24 protein-coding genes are annotated in these 25,731 nt (G+C 65.5%); 17 read left to right on the top strand and 7 right to left on the bottom strand.

What is annotated here, in order from left to right:
* Positions 1–11: 11 nt before the first annotated feature.
* The 3 genes from ACN0SE_RS11070 to ACN0SE_RS11060 all read left to right on the top strand — a co-directional run bounded on the left by ACN0SE_RS11070 (position 12) and on the right by ACN0SE_RS11060 (position 2,862).
* A complete protein-coding gene (locus ACN0SE_RS11070) occupies positions 12–1,406 on the top strand; it encodes an aspartate aminotransferase family protein (RefSeq protein ID WP_417524583.1) in 1,395 nt (464 codons plus the stop codon).
* Positions 1,403–1,939 (top strand): GNAT family N-acetyltransferase, encoded by a 537-nt coding sequence (locus ACN0SE_RS11065; protein WP_417524582.1) that lies wholly within the window; start codon positions 1,403–1,405, stop codon positions 1,937–1,939. The genes ACN0SE_RS11070 and ACN0SE_RS11065 overlap by 4 nt, the downstream gene beginning before the upstream one ends.
* An 89-nt stretch (positions 1,940–2,028) precedes the next feature.
* Entirely contained in the window at positions 2,029–2,862 is an 834-nt protein-coding gene (locus ACN0SE_RS11060) for a c-type cytochrome (RefSeq protein WP_417524581.1), read from the top strand.
* A gap of 30 nt (positions 2,863–2,892) precedes the next feature.
* On the opposite strand, the gene argE is transcribed toward ACN0SE_RS11060, so the two are convergent.
* Together argE and ACN0SE_RS11050 are read right to left on the bottom strand one after the other, a co-directional pair.
* Entirely contained in the window at positions 2,893–4,038 is a 1,146-nt protein-coding gene (gene argE / locus ACN0SE_RS11055) for an acetylornithine deacetylase (RefSeq protein ID WP_417524580.1), read from the bottom strand.
* Positions 4,035–5,228: a M24 family metallopeptidase gene (locus ACN0SE_RS11050; RefSeq protein ID WP_417524579.1), complete on the bottom strand. Its 1,194-nt coding sequence runs from the start codon at positions 5,226–5,228 to the stop codon at positions 4,035–4,037. The genes argE and ACN0SE_RS11050 overlap by 4 nt, the downstream gene beginning before the upstream one ends.
* Before the next feature lie 385 nt (positions 5,229–5,613).
* Here ACN0SE_RS11050 and ACN0SE_RS11045 point away from each other — a divergent pair, with 385 nt between their 5' ends.
* The 5 genes from ACN0SE_RS11045 (at position 5,614) to ACN0SE_RS11025 (ending at position 12,114) form a co-directional block, all read left to right on the top strand.
* The gene (locus ACN0SE_RS11045; RefSeq protein WP_417524578.1) at positions 5,614–6,717 is read left to right on the top strand and encodes an ABC transporter ATP-binding protein; all 1,104 of its coding nucleotides are present in this window, start codon (positions 5,614–5,616) and stop codon (positions 6,715–6,717) included.
* Positions 6,718–6,843: 126 nt separating this feature from the next.
* Positions 6,844–7,983 carry an extracellular solute-binding protein gene (locus ACN0SE_RS11040; protein ID WP_417524577.1) on the top strand — a complete coding sequence of 380 codons (1,140 nt, stop codon included), beginning with the start codon at positions 6,844–6,846 and terminating at the stop codon, positions 7,981–7,983.
* A gap of 106 nt (positions 7,984–8,089) precedes the next feature.
* Positions 8,090–9,841 carry an ABC transporter permease gene (locus ACN0SE_RS11035; RefSeq protein ID WP_417524576.1) on the top strand — a complete coding sequence of 584 codons (1,752 nt, stop codon included), beginning with the start codon at positions 8,090–8,092 and terminating at the stop codon, positions 9,839–9,841.
* Between the two features lie 5 nt (positions 9,842–9,846).
* Positions 9,847–11,025, top strand: a complete 1,179-nt coding sequence (locus ACN0SE_RS11030; protein ID WP_417524575.1) for an ABC transporter permease — start codon at positions 9,847–9,849, stop codon at positions 11,023–11,025.
* A gap of 300 nt (positions 11,026–11,325) precedes the next feature.
* Positions 11,326–12,114, top strand: coding sequence for an exodeoxyribonuclease III (locus ACN0SE_RS11025; RefSeq protein WP_417524574.1), 789 nt, complete (start codon positions 11,326–11,328; stop codon positions 12,112–12,114).
* A 227-nt stretch (positions 12,115–12,341) separates the two neighbouring features.
* Here ACN0SE_RS11025 and ACN0SE_RS11020 read toward each other — a convergent pair whose 3' ends face one another.
* Positions 12,342–12,983 carry an SGNH/GDSL hydrolase family protein gene (locus tag ACN0SE_RS11020; RefSeq protein WP_417524573.1) on the bottom strand — a complete coding sequence of 214 codons (642 nt, stop codon included), beginning with the start codon at positions 12,981–12,983 and terminating at the stop codon, positions 12,342–12,344.
* A gap of 130 nt (positions 12,984–13,113) precedes the next feature.
* Between ACN0SE_RS11020 and trxA the strand changes: the two genes are divergently transcribed.
* The 3 genes from trxA to ACN0SE_RS11005 are packed head-to-tail and all read left to right on the top strand — an operon-like array spanning position 13,114 to position 14,900.
* Positions 13,114–14,037 (top strand): thioredoxin, encoded by a 924-nt coding sequence (gene trxA / locus ACN0SE_RS11015; protein ID WP_417524572.1) that lies wholly within the window; start codon positions 13,114–13,116, stop codon positions 14,035–14,037.
* 27 nt (positions 14,038–14,064) lie between these two features.
* Positions 14,065–14,709 carry an LON peptidase substrate-binding domain-containing protein gene (locus tag ACN0SE_RS11010; protein ID WP_417524571.1) on the top strand — a complete coding sequence of 215 codons (645 nt, stop codon included), beginning with the start codon at positions 14,065–14,067 and terminating at the stop codon, positions 14,707–14,709.
* Positions 14,706–14,900, top strand: coding sequence for a Trm112 family protein (locus ACN0SE_RS11005; RefSeq protein ID WP_417524570.1), 195 nt, complete (start codon positions 14,706–14,708; stop codon positions 14,898–14,900). Before ACN0SE_RS11010 ends, ACN0SE_RS11005 begins: the two co-directional genes overlap by 4 nt.
* 91 nt (positions 14,901–14,991) lie before the next feature.
* Here the strand turns inward: ACN0SE_RS11005 and ACN0SE_RS11000 are convergent, their stop codons facing one another.
* The 4 genes from ACN0SE_RS11000 to accD all read right to left on the bottom strand — a co-directional run bounded on the left by ACN0SE_RS11000 (position 14,992) and on the right by accD (position 18,900).
* A complete protein-coding gene (locus tag ACN0SE_RS11000) occupies positions 14,992–15,855 on the bottom strand; it encodes a LysM peptidoglycan-binding domain-containing protein (protein WP_417524569.1) in 864 nt (287 codons plus the stop codon).
* Positions 15,852–16,478, bottom strand: a complete 627-nt coding sequence (locus ACN0SE_RS10995) for a rhodanese-like domain-containing protein (protein ID WP_417524568.1) — start codon at positions 16,476–16,478, stop codon at positions 15,852–15,854. Before ACN0SE_RS10995 ends, ACN0SE_RS11000 begins: the two co-directional genes overlap by 4 nt.
* 182 nt (positions 16,479–16,660) lie before the next feature.
* Complete coding sequence (locus ACN0SE_RS10990; RefSeq protein ID WP_417524567.1) at positions 16,661–17,935, bottom strand: bifunctional folylpolyglutamate synthase/dihydrofolate synthase; 1,275 nt, start codon at positions 17,933–17,935, stop codon at positions 16,661–16,663.
* Positions 17,932–18,900: an acetyl-CoA carboxylase, carboxyltransferase subunit beta gene (accD, locus tag ACN0SE_RS10985; protein ID WP_417524566.1), complete on the bottom strand. Its 969-nt coding sequence runs from the start codon at positions 18,898–18,900 to the stop codon at positions 17,932–17,934. The genes ACN0SE_RS10990 and accD overlap by 4 nt, the downstream gene beginning before the upstream one ends.
* A 243-nt stretch (positions 18,901–19,143) precedes the next feature.
* On the opposite strand from accD, the gene ACN0SE_RS10980 reads away from it, so the two are divergent.
* The 6 genes from ACN0SE_RS10980 (at position 19,144) to ACN0SE_RS10955 (ending at position 25,439) form a co-directional block, all read left to right on the top strand.
* Positions 19,144–19,812: a hypothetical protein gene (locus ACN0SE_RS10980; protein WP_417524565.1), complete on the top strand. Its 669-nt coding sequence runs from the start codon at positions 19,144–19,146 to the stop codon at positions 19,810–19,812.
* A 149-nt stretch (positions 19,813–19,961) separates the two neighbouring features.
* Positions 19,962–20,735, top strand: a complete 774-nt coding sequence (locus ACN0SE_RS10975) for a DUF6478 family protein (protein WP_417524564.1) — start codon at positions 19,962–19,964, stop codon at positions 20,733–20,735.
* 10 nt (positions 20,736–20,745) lie between these two features.
* Positions 20,746–21,123 carry a hypothetical protein gene (locus tag ACN0SE_RS10970; protein ID WP_417524563.1) on the top strand — a complete coding sequence of 126 codons (378 nt, stop codon included), beginning with the start codon at positions 20,746–20,748 and terminating at the stop codon, positions 21,121–21,123.
* A 179-nt stretch (positions 21,124–21,302) separates the two neighbouring features.
* Complete coding sequence (locus ACN0SE_RS10965) at positions 21,303–23,330, top strand: FAD-dependent oxidoreductase (protein WP_417524562.1); 2,028 nt, start codon at positions 21,303–21,305, stop codon at positions 23,328–23,330.
* A gap of 147 nt (positions 23,331–23,477) precedes the next feature.
* A complete protein-coding gene (locus tag ACN0SE_RS10960; RefSeq protein WP_417524561.1) occupies positions 23,478–24,038 on the top strand; it encodes a type 1 glutamine amidotransferase domain-containing protein in 561 nt (186 codons plus the stop codon).
* A gap of 495 nt (positions 24,039–24,533) precedes the next feature.
* Entirely contained in the window at positions 24,534–25,439 is a 906-nt protein-coding gene (locus ACN0SE_RS10955) for a LysR family transcriptional regulator (protein ID WP_417524560.1), read from the top strand.
* Positions 25,440–25,731 lie beyond the last annotated feature (292 nt).

Genomic DNA, 25,731 nt, shown 5'->3' with positions numbered 1-25,731 from the left:
GAGTGAGCCCGATGAACATGATCACCAATCACCTTCCGACCGAGGAACTTCAGGCGCTGGACGCTGCCCACCACATGCACCCCTTTACCGAGGGCGAGGGGCTGGCGAAAAAGGGTGCGCGGGTGATCACCCGCGCCGATGGCGTCTGGATCACCGACAGTGACGGGCAGGAGATTCTCGACGGCATGGCCGGGCTCTGGTGCGTGGCCGTGGGCTATGGCCGGGACGAGCTGGCCGATGTGGCGGCGCGGCAGATGCGCGAACTGCCGTTCTACAACACCTTCTTCCAGACCACCCATGTGCCCGCCATTGCCTTGGCGCAGAAGCTGGCGGAACTGGCGCCGGGCGATTTGAACCACGTGTTCTTTGCCGGCTCGGGGTCGGAAGCCAATGACACCAATATCCGCATGGTCCGCCACTACTGGGCGATGAAGGGCCAGCCGGAACGCAACATCATCCTGTCGCGCAAGAATGCCTATCATGGCTCAACCTTGGGCTCGGGCTCGCTTGGCGGGATGTCGGGCATGCATGCCCAGGGCGGTCTGCCGATCCCCGACATTCACCACATCAACCAGCCCAACTGGTGGGCGGAGGGCGGCGACAGCGATCCGGCCGATTTCGGCCTCGCCCGCGCGCAGGAACTGGAAGCGGCGATCAAGGAACATGGTCCCGAGCGGGTCGCGGCCTTTATCGGCGAGCCGGTGCAGGGCGCGGGCGGGGTGATCGTGCCGCCAGAGACCTACTGGCCGGAAATCCAGCGGATCTGCGACGCATACGGCATCCTGCTGATCGCGGACGAGGTGATCTGTGGCTTCGGTCGCACCGGCAACTGGTTCGGGTCGCAGACCATGGGCATCCGCCCGCATATCATGACCGTCGCCAAGGGGCTCAGCTCAGGCTACGCGCCCATCGGCGCCTCGATTGTCTGTGACGAGGTGGCGCAGACCATCGCCAAGGACGAATTCAATCACGGTTACACCTATTCCGGCCATCCGGTGGCCGCCGCCGTGGCGCTGGAGAACCTGCGGATCATCGAGGAAGAAAAGATTGTCGAGCATGTGCGCGACGTGGCCGGCCCCTACCTCAAAGAGAAGTGGCTGGCGCTCGAGGAACACCCGCTGGTGGGTCAGGCCAGCATCGTCGGTCTGATGGGCTCGATTGCGCTGACGCCGGACAAGGCCAGCCGGGCGAAGTTTGCCGGCGAAGAGGGCACGGTGGGCTACATCTGCCGCGAGCGCTGTTTCGCCAACAACCTGGTGATGCGCCATGTCGGCGACCGGATGATCATTGCGCCGCCGCTGGTGATCACGCCCGAAGAGATCGACATCCTGATCGACCGCGCCCGCACCTCGCTGGATGAGACCTACGAGAAGCTTCAGAAGGACGGGCTCTGGAATCCGGCGTGACCGAGGGGACGTTCGATTTTGCCCCTGTGCTGACGGGGGCGCGGCTAGTGCTGCGCCCGCTGGTGGCAGAAGATCGCGCGGCGCTCTACCGCGCGGCCTCGGACCCGCTGATCTGGGCCGGTCATCCGACCAGGACCCGGCATGAGAAGGCGGTCTTCGATCCCTATTTCGACTTTCTGATCCGGTCCGGCGGCACGCTGGCGGTGACCCTGCGCGACAGCAGCGAGATCATCGGCGCCTCGCGCTTCTACGAGGTGGCCGAGCGGCCGGGCACCATGGCCATCGGCTTTACCTTCCTGACCCGGGCGCATTGGGGCGGGGCGATGAACCGCGAGATGAAGGCGCTGATGTGCGCGCACGTGTTCCGCTGGTACGACGCGGTCTGGCTCGACATCGGCCGCGACAACCTGCGCTCTCAGCGCGCGGCCGACAAGATCGGTGCGCGGCGCATGAGCGAGGCGCGGCTGACCATCGGGGCCGCGACTTCGGACTGTGTCTGCTATCGCATCGACCGCGCGGACAGGCCGGCATAAGATTTTCCGTCATGGCGGGCGCTGGCTGAGGTAACCTTGGGTCAGCGGTCGTGATTCCGGCCGCTCTTTTTGAGAAAAGGAGATTAGCCGTGCGACACGTCGTATCTGCCATGTTTCTTGCCAGTTTCCCCGCTGTTCCCGCCCTCGCCGAGGCGCATATGGATCGGGGAGAATACCTTGTCACCACCGTGATGGCCTGTGGCAACTGCCACTCGCCGATGGGCCCCGAAGGCCCGATTGCCGATCAGGCGCTGGCCGGGCGCCTGGTCGAGAAGAACCCCGCCTTTACCGCCATCGCGCCGAACATCACGCCGGCCGGTCGTGTCTCTGACTGGTCCGACGAAGAGCTGGCCCGCGCCATCCGCGAAGGTCTGCGCCCCGATGGCACGGTGATCGGCCCGCCGATGCCCATCCCGCTCTATCGTCATATCGCCGACGATGACCTCTCGGCTATCGTGGCCTACCTGCGCAGCGTGCCGGCGGTCGAGAATGATCCCGGCACCTCGGAATACAACATCCCGCTGCCGCCGGCCTATGGCCCACCGGTCGAAAGTGTCAGCGCGCCGGAGCCCGGTTCCACCGTGGAATACGGCGAATATGTCGCGCGGCTGGCGCATTGCATGGAATGCCACAGCCCGATGACCCCGCAAGGTCCCGATCTGGGCGAGAACATGGGCCGCGGCGGTTTCGAGTTTCACGGGCCCTGGGGCACCTCGGTCGCGGCGAACCTGACCAATCACGCCGAGGGTCTGGCTGACTACAGCGACGACGAGATCAAGACGATGATCACCAAGGGGATGCGTCCGGATGGCGAGCGGATGATGCCGCCGATGCCCTTTGGCTATCTCGCCGGGATGACCGATCAGGACCTCGACGCGCTGGTGGTTTACCTGCGCAGCCTGCCGGGCAAACCCGACATGTGATACCTCTGGCGCGCCGTCTGCCGGCGCGCCTCAGGCCAGCCGGTCGAGCATGTCGAGACAGGCCTGCATCTGCGCCACGGTGATGAATTCATTGGCCATATGCGCCTGTTCGATGGAGCCGGGGCCGCAGACGATGACATCGGTGCCGAGGCTCTGGAACAGACCGGCCTCGGTGCCGAAGGCCACCAGATCGGTGCCATTGGCGCCGGTCAGCCGCGCGACGAGGTCGCGGACGGCATTCTGTTCCATCGGCTCCAGACCGGGGATCTCGCCGATGGTCTCGACGGTGATGTCGGCCTCGGGGTCGATCGCCTGCATCGCCGGCTTGAGCACCGCGTCGACGTATTGCGCCATCTCGCCCTTGACGAAATCGGCGTCGCCCCAGTGCACCGGGCGCATGTCCCATTCCACCTCGGCCAGCGCCGCGATGACGTTGTGGGCATGGCCGCCGTGGATCGCACCGATGTTGATCGTGCTCCAGGGCGGGTCGAAGCGGCTGGCGGCGGGGGTGCGGGCCTTGAGCTCTTCGCGCAGCTCGAGCAGCCGCATCGCATAACGCGCGGCATATTCGGCAGCGTTCACACCGCGATCCGGGGCCGAGCCATGGCCCTCGAGCCCGCGAAACCGCGCGGTATATTCGCAGCAGCCCTTGTGGCCCTCGATGATCCGCATCGAGGTCGGTTCGCCGACAATCGCCATGTCGGGCCGGATCTCCATCTCGCGCAGCGCCGAGACCAGCGCCTGACCGCCGAGGCAGCCGACCTCTTCGTCGTAGGTAAAGGCGAAATGGATCGGCCGGGTCAGCGGTCGCTGGGCATATTCCCCGGCCATGACCAGCGCGCAGGCGATGAAGCCCTTCATGTCGCAGGTGCCCCGACCAAAGAGCGCGCCTTCCTTCTCGACCATCTCGAAAGGGTCGGTGTCCCAGGGTTGTTCGACCACCGGCACCACGTCGGTATGGCCCGAGAGCATAAGCCCGCCTTCGTCGTCCGGCCCGAGGGTGGCAAAGAGATTGGCCTTGCCGCCGCTCTCGTCCGCCAGCACCCTGACCCGGGCGCCAACCTGTTCCAGCCGGTTGGCAAGGTGGTTGATCAGCATGAGGTTGCTGTCGGACGACACGGTGGGAAAGGCGATCAGCTCGCCCAGCAGATCGGTGCTGGCCCTGAGATGGCTCATTTCACCACCACTTCGCGGGGCCGGTTGCAGAACGGCTCGGCCGGGCCGTCGGCGGTGATCAGGATCGACTCGGTGATCTCGAGGCCCCAGTCCTCCATCCAGAGGCCCGGCATGAAGTGGAAGGTCATGCCCGGTTCCAGCACGGTCTCATCCTCGGCCCGCAGGCTGATGGTGCGTTCGCCCCAGTCGGGCGGGTAGGACAGGCCGATGGGATAGCCGCAGCGCGCAGCGCGCTTGATGTCGGATTTGCCCAGCTCGTCGGCCAGTGCATTGGCGACGTCACAGGCGCGGTTGCCGGCACGGGCCATGTCGATCCCGGCCTCGAGCCCGCGCAAGAGCGCCTCTTCGGCGCGCTTGAGGAAATCCGGTGGGGTGCCAAGAAAGATCGTCCGGCAGAGCGGCGCGTGATAGCGGCGATAGCAACCCGAGATCTCGAAGAAGGTGGCCTCGCCGCCGGCAAAGGGCCGGCCGTTCCACGTCAGATGCGGCGCGGCGGCGTCGGGGCCCGAGGGCAGCAGCGGCACGATGGCGGGGTAGTCGCCCCAATGCCCTTCGGCACCGGTCACCGCGTCGGCCATGGCGGCGGCGACCACCTCGTTCTTGGGCACGCCCAGTTCGGTGCGTTCCATCAGCCCGTCGATGATCTTCTCGCTGATCCGCGCGGCGCGGCGCATGAAGGTCAGCTCTTCGTCGGATTTCACCGCCCGGCACCAGTTGACCAGCGCGGTGGCGTCGAGGATGTCGCATTGCGGCAGGGCGGCGACCAGTTCCTGATGCGCCTTGGCCGAGAAATAGTAGTTCTCCATCTCGACGCCGATCCGTGCCGCCGAAAGCTCGAGGTCGCCGAATCGCACCGCGAGGTCCTGCATCGGGTGCATCTCGGTCGATTGCACGAAGTGATCGGCATAGCCCATCACCCGGTCGTCCTCCATCCAGACGGTGCGCAGCGCGCCATTGGCATCCTGCGCCCGGCCCCACCACAAGGGATCGGCATCGGGCAGCACGATCACCGCCTGATGCACGTAGAAGGACCAGCCGTCGTATGCGGTGATCCAGGCCATGTTCGACGGATCGGTCACCACCAGCGCATCCAGCCCGCGCTCGGCCATGGCGGCGCGCACCTTGGCCAGACGGCGGGCATATTCGGCGCGCGAGAAGGGGATATCCTTGGCAAATCGGTACTCGGGCATGGCGCTTCCTTCCTGCAACTGTGCTCGGACATTGGCCTGCAAGCCGCCCCGGCTGCCTGCCGGAAAACGACATTTCACCGCGCATTCGGGCACAGGACGTCCTGGGTCGGTTGTGTGAGTCGATCCGGAACAGCCGCCGGATTTCCGGGCTCATGCCACGCGATTGGGCGGACCAATGTCCAGAACAAACCGCAAAGCTCGGAAAGATTTCCGAGACCCGCCGGGATGTGAAGTCGAATCGTCTGTTTTCTGCCCATTTTTCAGTCAATCGTCCTGCTATGCCGGGAACGGACCGCAAAGCGTCGCAACTCAGTTGCAGTCTGACAGTTTGCGCGTTTTACTCTGAGACAAAGGGATCAACCCTTGCAAAAACAGGGAGCCAATTTTGGCAGACGCTTCAGCGAACGGCGCATTCGTCGAATTCGAACGGGTGCAGAAAAGCTACGATGGCGAAACGCTCGTCGTCAAAGACCTCAACCTCTCGATGCCGAAGGGCGAGTTTCTGACGATGCTCGGGCCGTCGGGGTCCGGCAAGACCACCTGCCTGATGATGCTTGCGGGGTTCGAGACGGCAACCCACGGCGACATCCGCCTTGATGGCACCTCGATCAACAACATCCCGCCGCACAAGCGCGGCATCGGCATGGTGTTCCAGAACTACGCGCTGTTTCCCCACATGACGATCGCCGAGAACCTCGCCTTTCCGCTCGAGGTCCGCAAGATCGGCAAGTCCAAGCGCGAGGAAAAGGTCAAGCGCGCGCTCGACATGGTCGAGATGGGCGCCTTTGGCGGCCGCCGCCCGGCGCAACTTTCCGGTGGCCAGCAACAGCGTGTCGCGCTGGCGCGCGCGCTGGTGTTCGAGCCCGAGCTGGTGCTGATGGACGAACCGCTGGGCGCGCTCGACAAGCAGCTGCGCGAGAAGATGCAGTTCGAGATCACCGATCTCGCGCACCGTCTGGGCATCACCACGGTCTACGTCACCCACGACCAGACCGAGGCGCTGACCATGTCGGACCGCGTGGCGGTGTTCGACGACGGTCGCATCCAGCAGCTCGCCCCGCCCGATCAGCTTTATGAAGAGCCGGAAAACAGCTTCGTGGCGCAGTTCATCGGCGAGAACAACACGCTGGAAGGCACGATCAAGGAAATCAAGAACGGCCTCGCGCTGGTCCAGCTCGACGATGGCGAGCTGATCGACTGCAAGCCGATCAACGTCAGCCAGGTGGGCGAGCGCACCCGCGTCTCGATCCGGCCCGAGCGGGTGGAATTCAACCCTGCCAAGCTGAGCGACGAGGCCCATACGCTGAAGGCCGAAGTGCTCGAGTTCATCTACATGGGCGACATCTTCCGCACGCGCCTGCGGGTGGCGGGCAACAGTGAATTCATCGTCAAGACCCGCAACGCCCCCGGACAGGTGCGGCTCAAGCCCGGCGAGCATGTCGAGATCGGCTGGCTGCCCGAGGATTGCCGGGCGCTCGACGCCGCCTGACGGCAAGAGATTGCGCCTGACCCGTCGCGGTGCAGGCGCTTCAGGTTGCGGACCGGATCGGCGTCACCCGTCGCGGACCGGACTGCACAGTGCAAGTAAAGTCACGGGTGAAACAGGGAGCTATAAATGAAACTTACGAAACTACTGCTGGCAACTTCCGTTCTCACGGCTGCTGGGGGCATCAGCTTTGCCGAATCCCACGCCGAAATGGAAGCCTGCGAAAATTGCGCCAACGACATGACTCTGGTCAGCTGGGGTGGCGCCTATCAGTCGTCGCAGTCCAAGGCCTACGCCGAACCCTACATGGAAATGTTCCCGGATGTTTCCGTCTCCTGGGATGAAAGCTCGGCCGAGGCCGTGGCAAAGCTGCGCGCCATGAACGAAGCCGGCAACGTGACCTGGGATCTGGTCGACGTCGTGGCCTCGGACGCCATTCGTCTGTGCGACGAAGGCCTGGCGATGGAAATCGACCCCGACGAAGACCTGGCCGCCGCGCCCGATGGCACCTCGGCTGAGGATGACTTCGGCGACCTGCTGGTGTCGGATTGCTTCATCCCGCAGATCGTCTATTCGACGACCTTCGGCTATCGCACCGACATGGTGCCGGAAGGCGTCGAAGCGCCCTCCGACATCTGCTCGGTCTTCGACCTCGAGACCTATCCGGGCAAGCGCTCGCTCGAGAAGCGCCCGATCAACAACATGGAATGGGCGCTGCTCTGTGACGGCGTGGCCAAGGAAGACGTCTACGACGTTCTGGAAACCGAAGAGGGCCAGCAACAGGCGCTCGACAAGCTGGGCACCATCAAGGACCAGGTTGTCTGGTGGTCCGCCGGTGCCGACACGCCGCAGCTTCTGGCCGACGGCGAGGTCTTCATGGGCTCGACCTACAACGGTCGTCTGTTCTCCGTGATCGAAGAGCAGAAGCAGCCGGTCGCGATGATGTGGGACGCACAGGTGTTCGACCTCGACGGCTGGATCATCCCCGCCGATCTGCCGGAAGATCGCCTGAACCGGGTCAAGCACTTCGTCAAGTTCGCCACCGACACCCAGCGTCTGGCGGATCAGGCCAAGTACATCTCCTATGGTCCGGCGCGTCAGTCCTCGGCACCGCTGGTCGGCAAGCACGCCGATCTCGGCATTGACATGGGCCCGCACATGCCGACCGATCCGGCAAACGCCACCAACACCTTCCTCTACAACTACGAATGGTGGGCGGATTACCGCGATGACATCGACGCCAAGTTCCAGGCGTGGCTGGCGCAATAAGCGCCTCGCCTGAACGATAAAGGGAAGGGCCGGCACCGGCCCTTCCACCCCCAAGCACCAACACGCGACCGCCATTTGGCAAGGATCGCGGCAGAGGGACAGACAGATGAGCGATCTCAAGAGCACCGGTCCCCAGACCATGGACGCGCCCACCCCCGAGGACGCGTTGCACGCGGCCAAGGATCACGGCAACGAGCGCGATTCCAGCGGCAAGCTGGTGACGGCGGACGGCCGGACGCTCAAATCCTCGCTGAACCGCGCGCTTCGGATGCAGAAGGCCCGCGCGATGATGCTGATCGCGCCGCTGCTGATCTTCGTGCTGGTGACCTTCATTGCGCCGATCGCCTCGATGCTGTTCCGCTCGGTCGAGAACGACATCGTTGCCTACACCCTGCCGCTGACCACCGAGAGCCTGCAGAACTGGGATGCCACCCAGGGCGAACTGCCGCCGGAGGGGGTGTACCAGAACCTGTTCTTCGATCTCTACCTCGCGGCCGAGGCCAAGGAACACACCAAGCTCGGCACCCGCCTGAACTACGAGAGCACCGGCGTCTCGTCGATGTTCCGCCAGACCGGCCGCAAGCTCGACGATATCGGCGAGGCCTATCAGGACCCGCTCGAAGACCTCAACGACGCCTGGAAGGAAGGCGCTGTATGGTTCGAGCTGATGTCCGGCGAGGGCCAGACCTCCGATGGCGTGGTCACCAACCAGATCCGCCGCTTCAACCAGCTGACCTCTTCCGACGCGCGCGGCGACATCGGTTTCGCCCCCTCCGAAGAGATCGCGGCGCTCCTGCCCAAGACCACCCGCGCCTATACCGCCTGGGCGGTGTTCACCGTCTTCGAAGACGAAGACGTGGTCTCGGCCGAAGACCCCTGGGAGGCGGTCTATGCCGCGCTCGGCCTCGACCTGCTGAGCCCCGGCGCGGAAGAGCGCATCAACGCCTACTCCGGACCGCAGGCCGATCTGCTGAAGGAAGCCGTGGCCAACCGCGAGATCCTGCCGCAGCCCGATTTCACCGCCGCCTTCCTCGACATCGACGAGGATTGGGGCGAGATTTCCCGCTGGCAGACCTTTCAGGTCTACAGCCCGAAATACACCAACGGTTACTTCCTGAACTCGGTCGACCTGCAGAAGACGCCAGAGGGCTTCCAGAAGCGGCCAGAGAACGAGCGCATCTACATCACGCTTTTCCAGCGCACGATCTTCATGTCGCTGGTGATCACCGGGTCCTGCATCCTGCTGGGCTATCCGGTGGCCTGGATCCTCGCCAACCTGCCGGCGCGCACCGCCAACCTTTTGATGATCCTGGTGCTGCTGCCGTTCTGGACCTCGCTCCTGGTGCGGACCTCGGCCTGGAAGGTGATGCTGCAGCAGCAGGGGGTGATCAACGACGTGCTGGTCTGGCTGGGGCTGGTGGCCGATGACGCCCGATTGGTGATGATCAACAACCAGTTCGGCACCATCGTGGCGATGACGCACATCCTGCTGCCGTTCATGATCCTGCCGATGTATTCGGTGATGCAGACGATCAACCCGTCCTACCTGCGTGCCGCCAAGAGCCTTGGCGCCACCAACTGGACGGCCTTCTGGCGGGTCTATTTCCCGCAGTCGGTGCCGGGTATCGGCGCCGGGTCGATCCTCGTCTTCATCCTGTCGATCGGCTATTACATCACGCCCGAGATCGTCGGCGGCACCAAGGGTGTCTTCATCTCGAACCGGATTGCCTATCACATCTCGTCTTCGCTCAACTGGGGCCTTGCGGCGGCGCTGGGCACGATCCTCTTTGCGGTCGTCCTGATCCTCTACTGGGCCTATGACAAGATTGTCGGCATCGACAACGTGAAGCTGGGGTAAGAGACATGGCAGCACTGACACCGATCGAACCCAAGCCGTTTTCCTTTGTCGGGCCTGTGATGGCCGCGGTGGGGGGCTTCATGGGCCTGCTGGTGGGCATCTCCAACGGATCGGGGCTTCTGGGCTTTCTGATCGGGGCGGTGCTGATGGCGGCGCTGGCCTATCTGTTCCTCGAGGTCTGGCGGCAGGAACGCCCGGCCAAGTGGCTGCTGATCGGCGGCTTCGCCCTGGCCGGTCTGCTGCTGGGAGGGGTGCCGTCGGCGATCCTCGGGCTGGCCTTCGGCTGGTTTGTCGGCTGGTTCCTGTTCTGGATCGGCGAGGGTCGCTACCGCGCCAAGCTGGTGCCTTATCTCACGCCGGGACAGGTGCTCTGGCACTACACCTTCCGGGTGATCTGCGGCGCGATCTTCGTCTTCCTGATCACGCCGATCATCGTGGTGATGCCGCTGTCGTTCAACGCCGAGGATTTCTTCACCTTCACCCCCGGCATGCTGCGGCTCGACCCCGACGCCTATTCGCTGAAGCACTACCGGGACTTCCTGACCAACTCGGAATGGACCGGCGCAGTGTGGAACTCGGTCAAGATCGCCCCGGTGGCAACGCTGATCTCGGTCTCGCTGGGCACGCTGGCGGCGATCGGTCTGTCGCAGTCCCACGTGCCGGGCAAGCGGGCGATCATGGCGATCCTGATCTCGCCGATGATCGTGCCGCTGATCATCTCGGCCACCGGCATGTATTTCTTCTATTCCTCGATCGGCATCCAGGGCACCTACTGGGGCATCGTTCTGGCGCATGCGGTGCTGGGCATTCCCTTTGTCATCATCACCGTCACCGCGACGCTGGTCAGTTTCGACCATTCGCTGACCCGCGCGGCGGCCAACATGGGGGCTGATCCGGTGACCACCTTCTTCCGGGTGCAGATGCCGCTGATCTTGCCTGGCGTGATCTCTGGTGGGCTCTTTGCCTTCATCACCTCGTTCGACGAGGTGGTGGTGGTGATCTTCCTCGGATCGGCCGAATGGCAGACATTGCCGTGGCAGATGTTCACCGGCCTGCGCGAGCAGATTTCGCCGACCATCCTGGCCGCTGCGACGATCCTGGTGGGCATTTCCATCGCGCTGCTGGCGACGGTCGAGGTGCTGCGGCGCCGGTCCGAGCGGATGCGGGGTATGTCGCCGACCTGACGTTGGGTGGGGTGGGTTGCAAACCCACCCTACGCGGCCTTGACGTGGCGCAATTGGAGACAAGGGCAGCCCCCGGCCGCGGGTGGGGGTGAAGCCCCCGCCCATGGGGGCGGTCGGGGGCTGCCCGGCGTGCCGCCGGGCGGGACGGTTGGTCAAGGGCCGACTTTGGTAGGGTGGGTTTGTAACCCACCACCCCGGTACCGGTGGGTTACAAACCCACCCTACGGGCCTCTCACCCTTGAATCCCCCGCCGCGAACAGCCATTCTCCGCCTTCCTCTCACCACCCGGAGCCGCAGCGCATGTCCTTTTCCCTCGCCACCTGGAACATCAACTCCGTCCGCCTGCGCGCGGGGCTGGTGCAGCGGTTGCTGACTGAAGAGGCGCCTGACGTGCTCTGCCTGCAGGAATGCAAATCCCCGGTCGACAAGATCCCGGCCGAGCAGTTCCACGCCCTAGGCTATCACCACATGGTGGCGCGCGGGCAGAAGGGCTACAACGGCGTCGCCATCCTGTCGAAACTGCCGATCGTCGACGTCGGCGATCGCGATTTCGCTGCCCTTGGCCATGCCCGCCACGTCGCGGCCAAGCTGGAAAACGGCGTCACCATCCACAATTTCTACGTCCCCGCCGGCGGCGACAAGCCCGACCGCGAGATCAACGAGAAGTTCGGCCAGAAGCTCGACTACCTGACCGAGATGCGCGACTGGTTCCATGCCGAAAAGCCCGAAAAAGCCGTTCTCGTGGGCGATCTCAACATCGCCCCGCGCGAGGATGACGTCTGGGATCACAAGAAGCTCCTGCGGGTGGTGTCGCACACCCCGGTCGAGGTCGAGCATCTGGCCCAGACCCAGGACGCCGGCGGCTGGGTCGACATCACCCGCCAGGACATCCCCTCGGGCAACCTCTACAGCTGGTGGTCCTACCGCTCGCCCGACTGGGACAATGCAGACAAGGGTCGCCGTCTCGACCACGTCTGGGCCACGCCCGACATCGCCAACGCCGGCCATTCCAGCCGCATCCTGCGCCCGGTGCGCGGCTGGGAGCAGCCCTCGGACCACGCGCCGGTCTTTGCGTCGTTCGATCTCTGAGGGGTCATGCAAGGCCCCGGATCAAGTCCGGGGCGGGTTGAGCGGCGCGGCGGGCCGTCACCCGGAACTCGGCACTGCGAGTCAACGTTCAAGCGACCGACCAGCCCCACGCCCCTCGCGTCCCGGACTCGATCCGGGACCTCTCCACCGATTGACCAAGAGGCACCGGATCAAGTCCGGGGCGGCGTCGCGCTATGATGCTGCGTCGCGTTCGATTGCGGAGCGTCTCAGACCATCCCCCGCACGACTTCGGCGACGGCCGCCCCCAGCGCCTGATGCGCCGGCGCCTCGAAATGCACCCCGTCCGTCTCGCTCACCTCGATCACTGACCCGGCGTCGAAGAAGCCCACACCCCGCGCCGCTGCCAGGGCGCGGTAAGCCTCTGCCAAGGCCGGGCCATGCGCCTCGGCGCCGTGGAAATCGCCGCGCAGCGGGCTGACCTCGCGGACCGGCGGCGGGCAGATCACCAGCACCCGCAACCCAGGGTGCCGCGCTGCCATGTCGCGGTGCAGCGCGATGTCGAGCAACCCGGCCAGCCCGGCGGTGATCCGTTCGGGCGTCGGCGCGAAGCGGTGCTTGAGGTCGTTGGTCCCCAGCATGATCGTCAACAGGTCCAGAGGCCCATGCGAGGCCAGGGCGATCTTCAGCCCCTCCTGGCCGTTCATGTGCGCCCCCATCACCGGGTCGGCGTCCTGGGTGGTGCGCCCGGGCAGGCCTTCCTCGACCAGCTCCCAGCCCGGCCCCAGGGCCCGCGCCATCACCCGCGGCCAGCGGATGTCGCTGCCGAAGCGGCGCATTTCCCCAAGGGTGACGATCGGCTGCGTGCCATGGGTGTTGCTGTCGCCGAACGTCAGGATGCTGCGCACCATCTCTTGCCCTTTCACATTTCCGCCGCGCGATGCTAGACAGCCGCCAAGCGAAGGTAAACCGCCGCCTGGCTTGCAGCCGGGGCGGCAAGGCCCATATCAGGCGCAGCACGCATATCTCAAGGAGCCGTCAATGCTGGAACTCGGACAATCGCAGACAGACGCCGCAGCCCCGGGCGACCTGATCAAGGACGTCTCGGAAGCGGATTTCATGGCCGAGGTGGTCGAAGCCTCGATGCAGGTGCCGGTGATCGTCGATTTCTGGGCGCCCTGGTGCGGCCCCTGCAAGACGCTGGGCCCGATGCTCGAAGACGCCGTGACCAAGGCCAAGGGCGCGGTCAAGATGGCCAAGGTCAACGTGGACGAGAACCAGATGATCGCCGGCCAGCTGCGGGTGCAGTCGATCCCGACGGTCTATGCCTTCTGGCAGGGCCAGCCGGTCGACGGTTTTCAGGGCGCGGTGCCGGGCTCGGAAATCCAGGCCTTTGTCGACCGCGTGATCGAGGCTGCCGGCGGTGCCGTTCCGGATGACGGGCTGGACGACGCCATCGCCGCCGCGGAAGAGATGCTCGAACAGGGCGCCGCGGTCGATGCCGCCCAGACCTTTGCCGCGATCCTCGGCGAGGATGCCGCCAACGCCAAGGCCTATGGCGGGCTGGTGCGCGCACATATCGCCATGGACGATCTCGACCAGGCCGAGGCGATCCTGAACGGTGCCCCGGCCGAGATCTCGACCGCGCCCGAGCTCGAGGCCGCGCATGCCCAGCTGGAACTGGCCAAGCAGGCTGCCGGCGCCGGGCCGCTGGGCGAGTTGAAGGCCGCCGTCGACGCCAACCCCGACGACCACCAGGCGCGTTTCGATCTGGCGCAGGCGATGTATGCCGCCGGCGATGCCGAGGGCGCGGTCAACGAATTGCTCGAGGTGTTCCGCCGCGATCGCGAGTGGAACGAGGGCGCGGCCAAGACCCAGCTCTTCACCATTTTCGAGGCGCTGAAGCCGAATGATCCGGTGGTGCTGAACGGCCGTCGCAAATTGAGCTCGATGATATTTGCCTGATCGCCGCCGCAGGCTAGGTTAGGGCTCATGATCAGCGCAGCAGACTTGCCAGACACTCTCCCGGTTTTCCCGTTGCCCGGGGCGCTTCTCTTGCCCCGGTCGCGCCTGCCCCTGCATATCTTCGAACCGCGCTACCTGGCGCTGATCGAGGATTGCATGAAGACGCCGCAGCGGTTGATCGGGATGATCCAGCCCAACCCCGGCCCCGGTGGGGATGACGGCCGTCTGCACGCCATCGGCTGCGCCGGGCGGCTGACCCAGTTCTCGGAAACCGAGGACGGGCGCTACATGGTCACACTGGGCGGCGTGTCGCGGTTTCGCATGCTGCGCGAGGTCGAGGGCTTTGCGCCCTATCGCCGCTGCGAGATCGACTGGAGCGGGTTCGACCGCGACCTTGGCAGTGACGAGCGTGACGCGGGCTTTGACCGCGAGGGCTTCATGAAGCTGCTAGGGCGCTATTTCGAGACGCAGTCTCTGGCGGCGGATTGGGACACGCTCAACGACGCCGAGGACGAGCTGCTGATCAATTCGCTGGCGATGCTGCTGGAGTTCGCCCCCGAGGACAAGCAGGCCCTGCTCGAGGCGCCCTCGCTGACCACGCGGCGCGAGACGCTTGTCACCCTGATCGAATTTGCCTTGCGGGGCGGTACTTCCGAGGAGATCATGCAATGAGCGATCCCGCTCCCAAGGATGCCGGCTTTGACCGCCGGATGCTCGAAGCGCTGGTCTGTCCGCGCACCCAGTCGCGGCTCGAGTATGACGCGGCGGCGCAGGAGCTGATCTCGCGCAAGGCCGGGCTGGCCTTCCCGATCCGCAACGGCATCCCGGTGATGCTGATCGACGAAGCCCGCCAGATCGACTGATCCCGGACGCACGGCAAAAGGAAAGGGGCCCCGAAGGGCCCCTTTTTAGGTGCTGCTCTGGCTTTATTGCCTGTTTGTTATGCCTGTCCGGTCAAAGGGCCGGTATTCTCAAGGTCATGCCGGGGCGGACTGCGCTCGGAGAGGGCAGCTTGTCGCGATTGGCACGGTAGATGATGTCGTAAGCGGCGGTGCTGCCATAATGGCGCAGCGCGATCCCGGCGAGGCTGTCGCCGGCCTGAACCACGTAGGTCAGCCCACCTTCTTCGGCCGGGGCGACCTCTGGCAGAGGCTGCGGCGCGGCTGCGGGTTGCAACGCGGCGATCCGGCGGTTGCCCGGCGCGGCCAGCGGCTGCGGTGCCGGGTCAGAGAAAGCCGGGGCGTTCACCAGCTCGATGTTCACCGGCTGGGCCTCCATCGAGCGGCGCACCAGCGAATCCAGCAGCGTCGCGGTATCGACGGCCCCCGAGGAGGTGACAATGGCGGCGGGCGGCGTGACCTGTCCGGTCTCGACCGCATCGTTCAGCAGCGCATCGACATCGGCATCGGAACGGCCTTCCCGCATCGCCTGCACGATCAGTGCATTCAGCGCCTCGGGCGAGTCCTTGGCGGGGGCTTCCGGGGTCTGCGAACCTCCGAGGCCCGCCAGCACGCCGCGGGTCAGATCGGCCATGCCGCCTTCGCTCTCGCCAGCCTGAGAGGCAACTTCGCGCAGCCGCTCGCCGGTGACCGGGCGGCGGTATTCGATGACGATGCTGCGGGCGAGCATTTCCAGCGTGACCGGTCCCTGCCCCGGGCCCGGCGTCTGCGCGAGGGGGCCAAGCAGGCGCAGACCTTCGGCGGTCTCGGCGCGGGTCACCGCCGGGGCGGCGATGCTGTCGTCGGCCGGCGTGTCATTGATCACCAGAGCGATGATGATCGACAGCAGGCCACAGGCAAGGAGGAAGAGGCGGATCATTGCACGTCACTCACGGTCAGGCCGAACAGCAGCCAGAGCTGCATGCCGCCGCGGTAATAGTTCAGCTTCTCGGTGGGATAGCCCGCCGCCACCAGGTCGCGCACCGCGCGGCCGGATTGATCGCACCATGGGCCATTGCAGAACAGTGTGAGATCAAGCGCGCCGGTAAAATCCCAAGCGCCATTGCTCTGGGTGCCGCCAAGCGCCGTGAGGATGTCATCGCGATAGGGGTTGCTCGCCGCCAGCGCCACGTCGGGCACATTGACCGCGCCGGGGATCGAGCCGCCGGCAAAGGCGTCGGGCGTGCGATTGTCAAGCAGCAGGCCGGAGCCCGTCGCGACATGATCGTCGAGAAAGCGCAGCACCTCGACCTCGCCCACCGTGCGCACGCCGGGGGCGGCACTGATCGGCTCGATGCAGTGCGGCGGGCAGGGGCGCGAGGTGCGGGTGAACTCTCCGGTCAGGTGATTGTCGCTGTCCTGGATGCGCGAAATGACGATCGGGGTGCCGGCGCGGCTGCTGACAAGACGTGCGAGATCAGGGGTGATGCGCACATCCTGTGCGACCGCCGCCTGGCCTGCCAAAAGAAAGCCGGCGGAGAAAAGCCCCGCAATCCGCAACATTTACGTCCCCCGAGAGCGCGACTTCCATATTTTGGTTGGTATCGCTGATGTTGGCATCGCGCCCGTTATTGCGTCCAAATATAGCGAAAAATCGCCGAATCAGTCAATGATTACGTGATTCGTTTTGAACCTTTCGTGCATTCAGGAACGCGCGTTCCGAAAAGGATTCCGACATCAAGGGCTTAGCCGTTGGCCCGCAGCACCGATCCCGCCAGATAGAGCGATCCGCAGATCAGGATGCGGGCCTCCGGCGCGATTTCCACCAGAGATAAGAGCGCCGCCTCGACGCTTTCGGCGGGCTTGGCGGGCAGGTCCACGGCGCGGGCGGCAGCGACTGTCTCTTCGGGGGAGAGGGTGTTGGTCTCGCCCGGGATCGGCACGGCGGTCAGACTGTCCGCGACCTCGGCCAGGGGGCGCAGGTAGCCGGTGACATCCTTGGTGTTGAGCATGCCGCAGATCAGATGCGTCGGCCGGTCGGGCAACCGCTTGAGATGCGCCGCCAGCGCCACGCCGGCAGCGGCATTGTGGCCACCGTCGAGCCAGAGCTGCGCTTGTGGTGCCATGGCCACCAGCGGGCCCTCGGTCAGGCGCTGCATCCGTGCCGGCCAATAGGCGCGGCTGACGGCGGCCTCGCAGGCGGCGTCGTCAAAACCAAGGTGGCGCAGCGCCGCCAGCGCCGCGCCGGCGTTGTCGACCTGATGCGCGCCGGGCAGGTTGGGCAGGGGCAGGTCCAGCAGGCCGGCCTCGTCCTGAAACACCATGCCGCCGCGCTCTTCGAAGGCATGCCAGTGCTGGCCCTGGGCGATCAGCGGCGCGCCGAGCGCAGCGGCGCGGGCCTCGATCACCTCGAGGGCCTCGTCGGTTTGCGGGCCAACCACGCAGGGCACGCCGCGTTTCAGGATCCCGGCCTTTTCAAAGGCAATCTTGGCAAGGGTATTGCCGAGGAACTGCTCGTGGTCGATCGACACCGGGGTGATCACCGTCAGCGCCGGACGCTCGACCACGTTGGTGGCATCGAGCCGCCCGCCAAGGCCGACCTCGAGCAGGGTGTAGTCCGCCGGGGTGCGCGCCATGGCAAGAAGGGCGGCGCAGGTGGTGATCTCGAAATAGGTGATGCTCTCGCCATTGTTGGCGGCGTAGCACTCATCGAGATAGGCGGTCAGCGCCTCCTCGGAAATCAGCTCGCCCGCCAGCCGGATGCGTTCGTGAAACCGCGCCAGATGTGGCGAGGTATAGGCATGCACGCGCTTGCCGGCGGCCTCGAGCCCGGCACGGATCATCGCCTGGGTCGAGCCCTTGCCGTTGGTGCCGGCGATGTGGATCACCGGCGGGAGGTCGTTCTGCGGATTGCCCAGCGCGTCGAGCAGGCGCCAGACACGGTCGAGCGTGAGGTCGATCACCTTGGGGTGCAGCGCCATCATCCTCTCGAGGATGACGTCGGATGTCTCGGCGCTCATTCCCCGGGCTGGGCCTTGGCCGGGTCCTTGGCGGCGGGCTTCTCCGCCGTTTCCGGCGTCTGCGCCAGTTGCGCCGGCTCACCCGAAGGCGCGGGCAGATCGCCCTGCACCGCCGGCGGCAGGCCCATCAGCATGCGGCAGATGGTGATCAGCTCGTCGCGCAGGTCCTTGCGCCGGGTCACCCGGTCGAGCATGCCGTGCTCCAGCAGGTATTCGGCGCGCTGAAAGCCCTCAGGCAGCTTCTCGCGGATGGTCTGTTCGATCACCCGCGGCCCGGCAAAGCAGATCAGCGCATTGGGTTCGGCAATCTGCACGTCGCCCAGCATCGCGTAAGAGGCCGTCACGCCACCGGTGGTGGGATGGGTCAGCACGACGATATAGGGCAGGTTGGCTTCCTTGAGCATCTGCACCGCCACCGTGGTGCGCGGCATCTGCATCAGCGACAGGATGCCTTCCTGCATCCGGGCGCCGCCGGCGGCCGAGAACAGGATCAGCGGGCAGCGCCGCGCCACGGCGCGTTCGGCGGCGGCAATGATCGCATTGCCGACATACATGCCCATCGAGCCGCCCATGAACGAGAAATCCTGCCCGGCGGCGACGATCGGCGTGCGGCCGATCTCACCCTCGGCGACCAGCATTGCCTCTTTCTCGCCGGTCGACTTCTGCGCCGCTTTCATCCGGTCGGGATATTTCTTCTGATCGCGGAAATGCAGCGGGTCGGCCAACGGCTCGGGCACCGAGACCTCGCGGAAAATGCCGCCGTCGAACAGCGTCTCGAAGCGATCCCGCGGGCTGATGGGCATGTGATGGCCGCAGCTGGTGCAGACATTCAGGTTTTCGCGGATCTCGCGGTGAAACAGCATGGTTCCGCATTCGCTGCATTTGGTCCAGAGGTTCTCCGGCACCTCGCGACGCGAGAAAATCGAATTGATGCGCGGACGCACGTAGTTGGTGATCCAGTTCATGTCCGACCTGTCCTTCGGGCCATATCTCGGCCATTTGCCTTCGACTTAAGCGGGATGGCGGCGAATTGCAATCATGCCCGCGCCGGTCGGTGTCGGGGCGCCAGCCATGTCGCAGGGGCCTCAGCGGGCGAGAATCTTGCCGCCCGGAATGCTTCGGGCCTTGCGGCAAAAGGGTCCCCCGGCCTAGATTGCAAAAGCTGAATGTATGGGGGATGGCCTGCCGCGGTGCGGCAGGGCGAGGGGATGTCTGGAAACATTGCGATGATGCGGCCGCGCTCGGCCACCATGGCGCTGGCCTTTGCCGGTCTGTCAGCCTGTGGCGAAGGTGTGCCGACGCTGGCGTTGATCGACCGGCCGGGCACTGGCGGCTTCTTCTCCGGGCTGACGCAGCCGCGGCCGCCCATTCTGCCTGATCCGGGTGGCAAGCCACGGTCGGAGGTGGCGCTGAGCCGCGGCGACGTGCAGCTCAAGGCGCCGCGCGGCTGGTGCATCGAACCCGAGTCGCTGCAGGACCGGGGCCAGCAGGGTTTTGCACTGCTGGTGGGTTGCCGCGCGCTGAACGAGGGCGCGGCGGGCGTGACGGTGCCGAGCGGCGTGCTGACGGTGGCGGTGTCGCGCCGCCGTGCGCCGGGCGAGGCCGACGCGGTGGATGCGCTGCGCCAGGCGGTGCCGAAAGAGGCGGTGCGCAGCGAGGACCGGGTCAACGACGTGGCGATCATGCAGCTGCGGCCCAAGGTCGCCTCGGATGCAACGCAGCTGGGCGATCCGGTCTGGCGTGCGGTCTTTGTCTACGAGCAGCGGGCGATCTCGCTGGCGGCCTATGGCCCCGAGGGCGGCAAGATCGCCGGCGGCGAGGGCGCTGCGCTGCTCTTTGCCATCGTCGACGGGATCCGCGGCAACAGCGGCGAGTAACCTCGTGCGGCCGGGCGGGCCGGGTCTTGACCCGGCGGCGGGGATCGGGCGTTTGTGGAACGGAAAGGTTTCCCGGTGACACTGCGTGCGACAGACACGCGACATCGGGGCGACCGAGGGCAGTCAGGGCAGACGGGACAGGCATCGCAATGGCACGGCAGACAGGCGGCTTTCTGGATCGGATCACCCATCGCTCGGCGCTGCGGCGCTGGCGCGCGGCGGCCGGGGCGGCGCCAAAGGCCGATCTGACCGAGCTGCGCCGCCAGCGCAGCCGCGCCCGCAAGCTGCGCCGGCAGCTCGACGAATTGCTGCATGTGGCGGAATATCGGTTGGCGCTGCCGGCCATCGGCAATGACGCCATCGCAGCCCCACATGACAGCGACTGGACCTGGCGCCCCGAGGCCTGGCGCGGCCCGCTGCCGGAGCCCGGCGTGGTGGCCGTCGACAGCGGCGCGCAGCTTGGCGGCGAGGTGACGCTGTTTCACGACTGCAAGATATCAGAACTGACCCTGCGCCAGCTGCGCAATACCCGCGAGGCGGACCTTGCGCCTTTTGGCCTGCGCATGGATGTCTTTCAGTTCGACGGCTCCTACCTGTCGCTGGCCATTGACCTGCCGCCGGCGGCGGTCGAGGGGCTGACCAAGGCCTATCTGGTGCGGGTGGAATGCGTGGTCGAGATGGAGAGCCCGCTGGAAATCTTCGCCAGGCTCAACATCAAGAGCGGGCCCAATACGGAAAAGCTGGTGCGCGAGGTGCCGCTGAGCAGCGGCGAGCGGCACGTGGAATTCGACCTCGCCTATTCCAAGCTCAACGAGAAACGCATCGACAAGGCCTGGCTCGACCTGATCTTCGAGGGGCCGCAGATGAACCAGGTGGTGCTGCGCGACCTGACCTTCAGCCGCCGGCTGCGCGCAGAGATATGAGGGGGACGCGATGTCTGAACTGACGCTGACCAGGACGGGGTTCTTCGAAGGGGTCTGGGAAGGGGTGCTCGAGGACCCTACCCCCGGTGCCGGCGACCCGGCGATCCGGGTGCTGCTGGCCGACCGGCCGATCGAGGGCGTGGACCTGAGCCAGCAGGGCGAGGCCGGGACCTGGAAGCTGCGCTTTCCGGTGCCGGCGCGGTTGTTGAGCGAGGGCAGCCATACCTTTGTCTTTGCCGATGCCAGCAATGGCGACGTTCTGGACACCTTTTCGATCCTCGCGGGCGAGGCGCTGGGGGATGACATCCGCGCCGAGGTGGACATGTTGCGGGCCGAGCTCGACATGCTGAAGCGGGCCTTTCGGCGGCATTGTCGCGAAACTGGTTGAGGTTGCTCTGAGCGTCTGCGGCCGTCGGGGGCGCTGCCCCCGGACCCCCGAGGGTATTTTCGGCAAGAGGAAGATGGGGGTGGGGTGCCCTGCGACGGGCTTTGGTGATCTGACCCCACGTTCCGCGTGACAAATCTACGTCAATCAAGTGACCTCGCCTCTCAAAGAGGAGGCCGCCGATGACACGCTACCCGAATTTGTTCCGCCCGCTTGATCTTGGCCATACCACGTTGAAGAATCGCGTGCTCATGGGGTCGATGCACACCGGTCTTGAAGAGACCCGCGACTGGAACCGGGTGGCCGAGTTCTATGCCGAGCGCGCCCGCGGCGAGGTGGGGTTGATGGTGACCGGTGGCATGGCGCCGAACCGCGAAGGCGGGGTCTTTCCCGGGGCGGCGGGGCTGTTTTCGGCCGAGGACATTGCCAACCACCGGGTGGTGACCGACCGGGTGCATGTGGCGGGGGGCAAGATCGCGATGCAGATCCTGCATGCCGGGCGCTATGCCTATGGGCCGGAATGCGTGGCGCCAAGTGCGATCAAGTCGCCGATCTCGCCCTTTCCGCCGAAGGCGCTGGACGAGGCCGGCATCGAGAAGCAGATCGCCGATATTGCCGAAGCCGCCCGCAGGGCGAAGGAGGCGGGCTATGACGGGGTCGAGGTGATGGGATCCGAGGGGTATTTCATCAACCAGTTCATCGTTACCCACACCAACAAGCGAGAGGACCGCTGGGGCGGCTCCTACGAGAACCGCATCCGCCTGCCGATCGAGGTGGTCAAACGGGTGCGCGCGGCGGTGGGCCCCGAATTCATCGTGATCTACCGGCTGTCGATGATTGACCTGGTGCCCAATGGCTCGACCCATGAAGAAGTCGTGCAACTGGCGCAGGAGATCGAGAAGGCCGGGGCCGACATCCTCAATACCGGCATCGGCTGGCACGAGGCGCGGATTCCCACGATTGCCACATCGGTGCCGCGGGCGGCCTTTGCCTGGGTGACCAAGAAGCTGATGGGCAAGGTGGGCATTCCGGTGATCACCTCGAACCGGATCAACACGCCCGAGGTGGCGGAGGACCTGCTGAGCCAGGGCTGCGCCGACATGGTCAGCATGGCGCGGCCGTTCCTCGCCGATCCGGCGTTTGTTGCCAAGGCCAGGGCCGGACAGCCCGACCTGATCGCGCCCTGCATTGCCTGCAACCAGGCCTGTCTCGACCATACCTTCGGCGGCAAGATCTCGACCTGCCTGGTCAATCCGCGCGCCTGCCACGAGACCGAGCTGGTGATTGCGCCGGCAGAGGTCTCGCGGACCGTGGCGGTGGTCGGGGCGGGGCCGGCGGGCCTGTCGGCGGCGATCACCGCGGCGGAGCGGGGGCACCAGGTGACGCTGTTCGACCAGGCCGAGGAGATCGGCGGCCAGCTCAACATGGCCAAGCGCATTCCGGGCAAGGAGGAATTCGTGCCCTTCGTCGACTGGTACAAGCGCATGCTCGAGGTCTCTGGCGTGACCGTGATGCTGGGCGCGAAGGTCGGGGCGGAGGATTTGCAGGGCTTTGACGAGGTGATTGTCGCCACCGGGGTGTCGCCACGCGATCCCGGGATCGAGGGGCAGGACGGGCCCAATGTGCTGAGCTATATCGACGTGCTCAGGGGCCGCGCCACGCCGGGGCGGCGGGTGGCCATTGTCGGGGCCGGGGGCATCGGGTTCGACGTGGCCGAGTTCCTTGTCGAGGAAGGCCAGTCGCCGACGCTCGATCTGCCCGAATGGATGCAGACCTGGGGGGTGACCGATCCGGCCGAGACCCGCGGCGGGCTGGCGCCGGAGGGGCCGCAGCCCGAGGCGCCAAAGCGCGAGGTCATTCTCTTGCAGCGCAAGAACGAACGGCCGGGCAAGCGGCTGGGCAAGACCACCGGCTGGATCCACCGAGCGACGCTGAAGATGAAGGCGGTCGATATGCGCGCCGGGGTGAACTACGAGCGGATCACCGACGAGGGGCTGTGGATCTCGAAGGGCGAGGCGCGGGACAACCCCGAGCTGCTGGCCGTGGACACCGTGGTGCTCTGTGCCGGGCAGGTGCCGGAGCGGTCGCTGGCCGATGAACTCGAGGCCCGGGGCGTCAAGGTGCATGTGATCGGCGGGGCGGACGTGGCGGCGGAACTGGATGCCAAGCGGGCGATCAACCAGGGGACGCGGCTGGCGGCGGCGCTGTGACGGCGCGGGCATTGCGAGGGCTCCGAGGGCTTGCGCTTTTGACCTGTGCACGCAGGGTGCGCCTCACGGGGGCGTGACTGCTTTCGAAGGGAACGGGTGAGCCGTGCCGGCGTTGGTCGACCTGAACCAAACGCAGGAGGCTTACTCATGTCGACGATTGAAAACGCCCGTATTCTTGTCGTGGCCACCCATGGTTTCGAGCAATCCGAGCTGGAATTCCCTCGCGACCAGCTGCGCGCCAAGGGCGCCACGGTCGAGGTCGCCACGCTGGACGGCCAGGCGATCAAGGGCTGGGAAGGCAAGGACTGGGGCCGCGAGGCCAAGGCCGACCTGAAGGTCTCTGACGCCAAGGCAGAGGATTATGACGCCATCGTGCTGCCCGGTGGCCAGATCAACCCCGATCTGCTGCGCGTCGAAAAGGATGTGCTGTCGCTGATCAAGGACTTTTACGACTCGGGCAAGGTGGTGGCCGCGATCTGTCATGCGCCCTGGCTGTTGATCGAGGCCGGACTGGTCAAGGGGCGTCAGCTGACCTCTTACCCCTCGGTGCGGACCGACGTGGAAAACGCCGGTGGCCATTGGCAGGACAAGGAAGTGGTGGCCGATATGGGCATCGTGACCTCGCGCAAGCCGGATGATCTGAAAGCCTTTGTGTCGAAGATCGTCGAGGAAATCGAAGAGGGGAAACACGACCGTCAGGCGGCGTGAGCCCTGAGGCGAAGAGGGCGGGTCTTGTCCCCGCCCTTTTTCGTCGTGACCGGCGGAACCAAGGCCGCAGGCAGCTGCGCATTGTCAGGCCTGAGGCCTGTCTCCGGCATGATGCGCACTCACGGGGCGACGATACGTTTCCGTAGGCACTTTGAATTCGGGTCTTTTGAAGACGGCAGAGATAACGTGCCTTCGAACTTAGGTCGGATCGCTGCCGCGCGCGCCGCCACTGCGCGGCTCGGGGTTTCGTCGAAGAACCGCCCGACGCCGCATTTGCGACAAACCGCTGACGCTTGCCGAACATATCATTTCGAAACAATGACTTGCGCCTGACTGGCGGGACACCCTCTTACCCCATGGATTCTCTCATAGCGTGTTTCGCCCTCCGACACAGTGCCGCAGATACCGCGATATTGTCAGCGCGTGGCCGCGGTTCTGCCTGAATTGAGCATCATTACTGTTTCTCGGGATGTCACAGAATACCGAGGAACACGCATGGATCGCCTGACAGAAATGGAAGCTTTCGCCACCGTCGTCGATCAGGGTGGTTTTACTGACGCGGCCAAGAAGATGGGGATCTCGAAATCCGCCGTCTCCAAGCATGTCTCGTCGCTCGAGGCGCGTCTGGGGGCCAGGTTGCTCAACCGCACCACACGCCGGGTCAGCCCGACCGAGATCGGCCTGGCCTATTATGACCGCGCCCGTCGCGTGCTTAACGATGCCGGCGAGGCGGATTCCCTCGTGACCTCGATGCAATCCGCGCCCTCGGGGCTGCTGAGGATTTCCGTGGCCACTGATTTCGGCGTCAATCACATGTCACCGATCCTGGGTGAGTTCCTGTCGGAATTCCCGGATATCACGGTGAATATGGTCCTGAACAATCGCTACGTCGAGCTGATCTCGGAAGGCTTCGACATGGCAGTGCGGATCGGTGAGCTCGAGGACAGCACCCTGCGTGCCCGCAAGCTGACCGAGACCACCAAGCGGATGATCGCCAGCCCGGCGTACTTCGAGAAATACGGCCGGCCGACCAAGATCGACGATCTCAACGAGCACAAGCTCCTGCATTATTCCAACCAGTCGAGCGGCAATGTCTGGCGCCTGACGGCACCGTCGGGCGAGAAGCGCCAGGTGCGCACCGCCGGCTGGCTGAGCGTGAACGATGGTCAGTCGCTGCTGAACGCGGCGGTGGCGGGGCTGGGCATCGCCTACCTACCGTCCTTCCTCTACGGCGACGCGATGGAGCGCGGGCTGGTCGAGGATGCGATCCCCGATCTGCCGGTCGAAACGCAAGGCATCTACGCGGTCTATCCGCCGGGCCGGTTCACCCAGCCCAAGGTGCGCGCCTTCATCGATTTCCTGGTCCATACCTTTGCCGACAAGGGTCCGACCGAGTGGTGAGTTTGTCTCCGTGTAACGGTTGTGCCCCCGGTCTCTGGCCGGGGGTTTTTCTTGTGGTGGGGTCTTGGCGCATCGCGCCCCGGAAGTGATCCGGGGCCTCGGGGGCAGGGGCTCTCATTGAGTGGGCAAGGCGCCCACCCGTTGCGTGAACGTCCTGCCTCAGGCATTGGCCGCGCCGAACGGTAATCCCCCCCGATCTTAAGGGGATGCGGAAGTAGAATTTTCTCGGCAGGATGAACGAGGAGATTCCGATGAAAAAGACACGATTCACCGAGGCCCAGATCATGGGCGT

The sequence above is a fragment of the Marinovum sp. genome, assembly GCF_048263515.1.
Classification (GTDB): domain Bacteria; phylum Pseudomonadota; class Alphaproteobacteria; order Rhodobacterales; family Rhodobacteraceae; genus Marinovum.
Note: the sequence above shows the minus strand (reverse complement) of the source record. Positions and strands in the feature narration are given on the sequence as shown.

Excerpts from the sequence above, each read along its gene's own strand:
- ACN0SE_RS11070 (WP_417524583.1), top strand. The coding sequence starts at position 12 with ATGAACATGATCACCAATCACCTTCCGACCGAGGAACTTCAGGCGCTG.
- argE (WP_417524580.1), bottom strand. The coding sequence starts at position 4,038 with ATGAGCCATCTCAGGGCCAGCACCGATCTGCTGGGCGAGCTGATCGCC.
- ACN0SE_RS11050 (WP_417524579.1), bottom strand. The coding sequence starts at position 5,228 with ATGCCCGAGTACCGATTTGCCAAGGATATCCCCTTCTCGCGCGCCGAA.
- ACN0SE_RS11040 (WP_417524577.1), top strand. The coding sequence starts at position 6,844 with ATGAAACTTACGAAACTACTGCTGGCAACTTCCGTTCTCACGGCTGCT.
- ACN0SE_RS11035 (WP_417524576.1), top strand. The coding sequence starts at position 8,090 with ATGAGCGATCTCAAGAGCACCGGTCCCCAGACCATGGACGCGCCCACC.
- ACN0SE_RS11030 (WP_417524575.1), top strand. The coding sequence starts at position 9,847 with ATGGCAGCACTGACACCGATCGAACCCAAGCCGTTTTCCTTTGTCGGG.
- ACN0SE_RS11025 (WP_417524574.1), top strand. The coding sequence starts at position 11,326 with ATGTCCTTTTCCCTCGCCACCTGGAACATCAACTCCGTCCGCCTGCGC.
- ACN0SE_RS11020 (WP_417524573.1), bottom strand. The coding sequence starts at position 12,983 with ATGGTGCGCAGCATCCTGACGTTCGGCGACAGCAACACCCATGGCACG.
- trxA (WP_417524572.1), top strand. The coding sequence starts at position 13,114 with ATGCTGGAACTCGGACAATCGCAGACAGACGCCGCAGCCCCGGGCGAC.
- ACN0SE_RS11010 (WP_417524571.1), top strand. The coding sequence starts at position 14,065 with ATGATCAGCGCAGCAGACTTGCCAGACACTCTCCCGGTTTTCCCGTTG.
- ACN0SE_RS11005 (WP_417524570.1), top strand. The coding sequence starts at position 14,706 with ATGAGCGATCCCGCTCCCAAGGATGCCGGCTTTGACCGCCGGATGCTC.
- ACN0SE_RS11000 (WP_417524569.1), bottom strand. The coding sequence starts at position 15,855 with ATGATCCGCCTCTTCCTCCTTGCCTGTGGCCTGCTGTCGATCATCATC.
- ACN0SE_RS10995 (WP_417524568.1), bottom strand. The coding sequence starts at position 16,478 with ATGTTGCGGATTGCGGGGCTTTTCTCCGCCGGCTTTCTTTTGGCAGGC.
- ACN0SE_RS10990 (WP_417524567.1), bottom strand. The coding sequence starts at position 17,935 with ATGAGCGCCGAGACATCCGACGTCATCCTCGAGAGGATGATGGCGCTG.
- accD (WP_417524566.1), bottom strand. The coding sequence starts at position 18,900 with ATGAACTGGATCACCAACTACGTGCGTCCGCGCATCAATTCGATTTTC.
- ACN0SE_RS10980 (WP_417524565.1), top strand. The coding sequence starts at position 19,144 with ATGTCTGGAAACATTGCGATGATGCGGCCGCGCTCGGCCACCATGGCG.
- ACN0SE_RS10975 (WP_417524564.1), top strand. The coding sequence starts at position 19,962 with ATGGCACGGCAGACAGGCGGCTTTCTGGATCGGATCACCCATCGCTCG.
- ACN0SE_RS10970 (WP_417524563.1), top strand. The coding sequence starts at position 20,746 with ATGTCTGAACTGACGCTGACCAGGACGGGGTTCTTCGAAGGGGTCTGG.
- ACN0SE_RS10965 (WP_417524562.1), top strand. The coding sequence starts at position 21,303 with ATGACACGCTACCCGAATTTGTTCCGCCCGCTTGATCTTGGCCATACC.
- ACN0SE_RS10960 (WP_417524561.1), top strand. The coding sequence starts at position 23,478 with ATGTCGACGATTGAAAACGCCCGTATTCTTGTCGTGGCCACCCATGGT.
- ACN0SE_RS10955 (WP_417524560.1), top strand. The coding sequence starts at position 24,534 with ATGGATCGCCTGACAGAAATGGAAGCTTTCGCCACCGTCGTCGATCAG.